Origin of the sequence: Microcoleus sp. LEGE 07076, from assembly GCF_015207455.1 — a bacterium.
Taxonomy (GTDB): domain Bacteria; phylum Cyanobacteriota; class Cyanobacteriia; order Cyanobacteriales; family Microcoleaceae; genus Microcoleus.
Genome location: NZ_JADEWV010000269.1, coordinates 1 through 6,461 on the forward strand (window position 1 = coordinate 1; position 6,461 = coordinate 6,461).

General features: G+C 44.3%; 5 protein-coding genes and 1 pseudogene. All 6 read right to left on the minus strand.

From position 1 onward, the window contains the following. Positions 1-1,016 (minus strand): chemotaxis response regulator protein-glutamate methylesterase (locus tag IQ270_RS26735; protein WP_193976189.1); only part of this gene is annotated, 1,016 nt, incomplete at its 3' end. Between the two features lie 4 nt (positions 1,017-1,020). Beyond that, positions 1,021-2,034: a hypothetical protein gene (locus IQ270_RS26740; protein ID WP_193976190.1), complete on the minus strand. Its 1,014-nt coding sequence runs from the start codon at positions 2,032-2,034 to the stop codon at positions 1,021-1,023. A 336-nt stretch (positions 2,035-2,370) separates the two neighbouring features. Then, positions 2,371-4,689 (minus strand): methyl-accepting chemotaxis protein, encoded by a 2,319-nt coding sequence (locus IQ270_RS26745; protein WP_193976191.1) that lies wholly within the window; start codon positions 4,687-4,689, stop codon positions 2,371-2,373. A 115-nt stretch (positions 4,690-4,804) separates the two neighbouring features. Further along, positions 4,805-5,404, minus strand: coding sequence for a chemotaxis protein CheX (locus tag IQ270_RS26750; RefSeq protein ID WP_193976192.1), 600 nt, complete (start codon positions 5,402-5,404; stop codon positions 4,805-4,807). 11 nt (positions 5,405-5,415) lie between these two features. Continuing rightward, positions 5,416-5,778, minus strand: a complete 363-nt coding sequence (locus IQ270_RS26755; RefSeq protein WP_193976193.1) for a response regulator — start codon at positions 5,776-5,778, stop codon at positions 5,416-5,418. 214 nt (positions 5,779-5,992) lie between these two features. Next, a pseudogene (locus tag IQ270_RS26760) lies at positions 5,993-6,461 on the minus strand (adenylate/guanylate cyclase domain-containing protein); the annotation flags it as partial.

Genomic DNA, 6,461 nt, shown 5'->3' on the forward strand with positions numbered 1-6,461 from the left:
CTTCCCGGCATCCCCCAGACTACGCTGCTAGTCTCATCTTGAACAATAATCTTACCCCCAGCCTCCCGGATATTCTGACAGCCTAGCAGCCCATCCTGCCCCATTCCAGTCAACACCACGCCCAAAACACCAGCACCATAAATCTTAGCAGTCGATCGAAACAGCACATCAACCGCAGGGCGACAAGAATTTTCCCGCGCCTCCTGATTCGTGACAATTCGCCCTCGAAAACCCTGTTTTTCCAGCACCATGTGATAATCACCGGGCGCTATCCAAGCAACTCCCGGTTCGACAATACTTCCCGTCACAGCCTCCTCCACTCTAATTTTGCACTTTTCGGCGAGTCGATCGGCCAAACGCTTCGTAAAAACCGGCGGCATATGCTGCACAATCACAATTGGTACAGGGAAATTAGCCGGCAAACCCTGCAAAACAGTTTCCAAAGCATTTGGCCCTCCCGTCGAAGCCCCAACCGCCACAATTTCGACTTTAGCTTTAATATTTGCCGCTGAATTAGACGATATAAAACCCGCTTCAATGAGCGTTTTTCTAATAGCAACCTCTGCATTCTTTGTAGCCGGAATTTTACCCAAATTTTTCCTGTTACCGCCATTGCAAAAAGCCTTAATTTTCGGAATCAATTGCTCGCGGACTTGTTCTATCGCCGCTTCCTTGCTCATCATATTGTGAGGCTTGGTAACGTAATCCGTAGCACCCAGGGCCAGAGCATTTAGACTAGTAACAGCGCCCAACTCCGTGAGCGCGCTAAACATAATTACTGGAATGTCTCCGTCAAGTTTTCGGATTGCCGCCAGCGTCTCCAAACCGTCCATTTCCGGCATTTCCACATCCAGCACAATCAAATCTGGATGCACCTGAGAAATCTTAGCCAAAGCAATTTTACCGTTGGGTGCAGTACCCACAACTTCCAGTGCTGCATCGCCGTCAAGTACATTACTCAACAATCGGCGCACCACTACCGAATCATCAACAATTAAAACTTTGATTTTAGGCATTTTATTAAGCTCTAAATAACAAATCGAGTAGTAAGCGAGCTTGAAAAAATAGAATCAAATCGCCTTCTACGCCAATATCTATAATTTTGAAATGAGACATAAATAGTAAAATTGTTGACCTCATAGTGAAATTCATAGCACTAAAAATTTCATCCACATAACCTTCTATATAGTTGGGAACTACATAATCTAGATTGTATTTTAATGTGTTGCTAAATGTGCCCACGATACCGCTAATAGCTAAATTGCCAATTTCTCCCATGATGTCGGCTTTATCTTGCTTGAATTCTTCGCTGGCGACATCGCCACCGCCGTTGATAGCTAAGACAATAGCATCGGCAGCCTCGCAGGAAAACAACATTTGAGCCGAACCGGATAAATTACCGCTAAAATCAAGTTGCGCTACAGATACTAAGTTTTTTCCCAAGATTTCAATCAAGTTTTTTTGCAAAAATAGTGGGGACATCGCTCGAACTGATGGCATTTCATATTCTACCTCGCAGGCGATCGTTTCGCTCATTTGAGAAACTGCTGTGCCGATGGCTTTGTTAACCACATCCTGTAATTTGTTGTGTTTTCCTGTTTGGCTGCTGCCTAAGTTGAAATCCAGAAATTGACTATGACAATCAATTGTATTGCCACTGTTTGGATATGCACTAATTGCCAGGGCGCGCTGCAATTCTAATTGATTGTTGGTTTTTTTGAGAGTGGCGAATATGCCTGCCATCGACAAATACTGAATCATATTTTTTGCTAATTCGTCGCTGAGAATTATCGTGGGTATTTGTAACAACTGCAAAAATTGGATAATCGCCAAATAATTGTGTTCTATCGCTGCAAAATCTATGATTGCAGCTTTGGGATGGTGGCACTCAGCGATATCTAAGCAATTGTATAAATCCGTACTTGTGGCAAATACATATTCCTCTGCTTTTAACGTTTCGCGCAAGGTCTGATTTTCAGAATCCGAAAAGCCACCAATTAGAATTAATGAAATTGGTTTTGAGTAGGTTGGCATTTTTGGTAATTGGGAGTTGAGTGATTAGTCATTAGTCATTGGTCATTAGTCATTGGTCATTGAGAATTCATTTTAAGCAGTCTTGGACGCACAACCTAATGATGTCGGGTGCAGCCGCAATTACCTGATTGGGGATTGATTTTAAGCATTCCAGGACGCACAATGTAATTATTTTAGAATTGGTATGGCTAATAAAATCGGTAGCTTGTCTCGGTTAATATTTAGATATCCTGCTTAGTAACTTTGGCTTTATATTTAACTGGTTTCCAGGCTAGGCATGGAAACGAGAATAGCAGCAACTAACAACTGACTACTGACTACTGTCAACTGACAAAATCAATACTTAAACTGATTGACAAGTCCTTGCAGTAGGGTTGCAGTTTTTGACAGTTCGATCGCCGAATTTTGAGTATTGCTAGCACTGGTGGCGGTACTTCCCGCTGCATCGGCGACGCTGGTAATATTGCGGGCAATTTCCTCAGAACCGATCGCCAATTGATGCACGTTGCGCGCAATTTCGGTAGTTGTAGCCGTTTGTTCCTCCACTGCACTGGCGATCGTCGTTTGAAAATCGCTGATTTGATTGATAATAAAAGTAATTTGGGCGATCGCCTGCACGGAACTTTTAGTATCAGCTTGAATAGCTTCCACCTTCTTGCTGATATCCTCAGTCGCCGCCGCCGTTTGTTTCGCCAACTCCTTCACCTCAGTCGCCACCACCGCAAAACCCTTCCCCGCTTCTCCAGCCCGCGCCGCCTCAATTGTAGCATTCAGAGCCAGCAAATTAGTTTGTTGGGCGATCGAAGTAATCACCTTGACAACATTACCAATTTCAGCACTGCTAACGCCAAGTTTAGTGATAGTTTCATTCGTAGTTTCAGCCATTTTCACCGCCGAATTAGCAACCGTCGCAGCCTCCGAAGCATTCTTAGCAATTTCCTTAATACTCACATTCATCTCCTCAATCCCAGTAGCTACCGATTGAGTATTGCTATTAACTAAATCAGCCGCCCCAGAAACCGTCCCCGCTTGAGCCGAAGTTTCTTCAGCCACAGCCCCCATACTTTGGCTTTCGACAATCAATTCTTCCGAAGCACTGCTAACTGCGATCGCCACTTGAGAAATCTGCTGTACCTGACTCGTCAAATTAGCCGCCATTACATTAACATTATCCGTCAAATCTTTCCAAGTACCGCTGATATCAGGAACTGTCGCCTGTCCTCCCAACTGTCCCGCAACTACCTGTTTCGCCAGCCCAGTAACTTCATCTGCAAAAGTATTAAGCTGGTCAACCATTGTATTTAGCGTATCCTTCAGTTCCAGAATTTCTCCTTGAACTTCCACAGTAATTTTCTTAGACAAATCTCCCTCAGCCACAGCCGTAGAAACTTCCGCAATACTCCGAACTTGCTCCGTAAGATTAGCCGCCATAATATTCACATTTCCAGCCAAACTCAGCCAAATACCCGACAAACCCTCAACCGTTGCTTGACCCCCCAATTTGCCTTCAACGCCAACTTCTCTAGCAACTCGCGTCACTTCTAAAGCAAACTCGTTTAGCTGAACAGTCATTTCGTTAATCGTATTCTTCAGCTCCAGAATTTCCCCTTCAGCTTCCACAGTAATTTTCTCAGACAAATTTCCCCTAGCTACCGCCGTAGTAACTTCAGCAATATTGCGTACCTGACTCGTAAGATTGCTGGCCATTAAATTAACATTTTGGGTTAAATCTTTCCAGACACCAGCCACTCCGTGCACTTGTGCTTGACCGCCGAGCTTGCCCTCAGTTCCCACCTCTTTTGCTACCCGCGTCACCTCTTTTGCAAAATCGTTGAGACTGTCAACCATTTGATTGAGAGTATCTTTCAGTTGCAAAATTTCCCCTTCAGCTTCAACTGTAATTTTTTCATTCAAATCACCGACACTAATCGCAATTGCAACTTTCGTAATATTTCGCACTTGATTGGTGAGATTTGCCGCCATCAAGTTAACGCTTTCGGTAATTTCTTTCCAAATACCCGATCGCCCTTCTACCTGTGCTTGAGTACCCAATTTGCCTTCGCTGCCAACTTCCCGGGCGACGCGAGTTACTTCTAAGGAAAAACCATTTAATTGGTCTACCATTTTGTTGAGAGTAGTTCCAATACGGCGGAACAATCCTTTCATCGGTTTTCCTTCAAATTCTAAGCTAAATTTTTCAGACAAATCGCCTTTAGCTACAGCGTGCAGCACTCGCGCCATGTCTATCGTCGGGGTAATTAAGCTGTGGAGCGTCGCATTCACCGCGTCAATACTGCTAACCCAAGAACCTTTAAATTCTTTAAATTCTATTGATTTTGGGACTTTTCCTTCTTCGGCAACTGCTTGACTGACGCGATCGATTTCGTCGGCAAATTTTTCATTGACACTCACCATTTCATTAAAAACTTTAGCAATTTCACCCAAGCCGTTGTCGGCCGGCAAACGAACGCTAAAATCGCCATCTCTGACTGCTGCTAGAGCCATAATCAGTTGCTGTCGGTACTGGTTGTTGACAATCTCTGCTGGCGGCTGGTTTACCTCGGTTTCGGCAAGTTTTGTCTCTACCGCATCCCCGCTGGCTGGCGAGTCAATTTCGGGAGATTCTGAGCCTATTGCTTGATTTTGTGTATCCATGTTTTAGCTTGTTTTATACAATTTATTAAGTAAACAGGGCAGTCGCAGTCTGTAGAACATTTTCTGCACTTGCAGTCCCAAACCCGGTTGGTTCTTACAATTTTGTCCTGCGATATTAAGATGCTGCGGCGATCGCCTTCAACAGCATCTGAAAGGAACCTACATCGAAAAACAGCATAATGTCTCCTTGAATTTCCAGTTCTTCAATACTAAAGTGAGCCGGAGCTAACAGCACGCTGCCACAATCTAGAGACTCTTCTTTTAACAGTAACTCCTCAATCGCTTCCTCTACGTAATAGGGAACATCATAGTCTAACGGTTGGTCTAAGATGTTGCCAATAGAACCCATAATGCCGTTAATGACCATATTCCCCACCTCGCTGAGGGTACTAATTTTGAGAGAATCAAGGTCGGGGCTTCCTTTTTCTTCGCCAGTGAGAACAGAGACTAAATTCACCGCACTGTCGGTAGGAAAAAGTAGCTGGGCGCTGCCGCTAAATGAGCCGCTGAAGCCGAGCTGCACGGTGGAAAGAGGCTCTATACCGAAGCATTCTTTTAATTTGCTTCGCAGCTCTAGAGCCGATAAAAGCTCAATCTCGGGAATCTGCAACTCGATGGGAAATTGAATCATTTCGTTCAACATTCCAGCGGCACTGCCCACGCCAATATTGATTAACTCTTTCAAGGCATCGATTTCATCTGCTGTTAGCTCCACTCTAATATCTCCTATTTGCTATCCAGAGCTTTTTGGATGGCAGCCTGAATATCTGGAGCTTTTGGGGGCTTTTTCAACATCATAAATGCTCCCAATTCTTCGCACTTCAGTCTAGCGCTGTCTTGAATATCTGCTGAAAGTACAATTACTGGAATTTTCGTTCCTTTGTCTCTCAGAGCTTTTAGGAATGCGAAACCGTCCATTTCTGGCATCAACAAATCTGTCATAATGCAGTCTGGCGAATGCTCCGCAGCCATATTTAAGCCTTCTTGTCCGTTGGTTGCTTCTATGACTTGATGTCCTGGTTCTTCGACAGCTTTGCGAATCATTCGTCTCGCAAATGCTGCATCGTCTATAATTAAAACTAAACCCATTTTTGCGATCTCCTTAACTTTGGGAATTGGTCATTGGTCATTGGGAATGGATAGTTTCGTCTAGTACGACTTCAGATTTTCCATTAATGATTTTTACAAGTTGCTACCTCATCTCGGTGCGACAGTCAGTTATTCGATTCACACTCAACCGTCAACTGTCAACCGTCAACCGTCAACTGTCAACAATCACCTGACGGTATTACCGGAATTGATTTCAGGCTGTACACCTGTTGAGATGTTCCGAGCAATCTAAAAGGTAAGTTTTCATTTTGCCTTTGCCTTTAACATCAATCATTCCCCTTTCTGCAAACAAATGTTTTTTTGACAACTGCTTGTAGGTGTCTTCTGTCACTTGAATGCAGCCTGGAAAACTGTACTGTTCCATGCGGCTTGCCGTGTTTACGGTGTCGCCCCAGAGATCGTAGCTGAACTTTTTAGTTCCGATGACTCCTGCAACTACGGGCCCGGAGTGAATGCCAATTCGCAGGCTGTGAAATTCTTGTGTTTGGGTGTTTAGCCGCGTCATAGCTTGCTGCATGGCTAGCGCCATTTGGACGATCGCATCGGCATGATCGTCGCGGAGGATTGGCAATCCAGATGCTACCATATAGCCGTCCCCAATTGTCTTAATTTTTTCTAGCCCGTATTCTTCGGTGAGTTTGTCAAATTATGAGAAAAGAGAA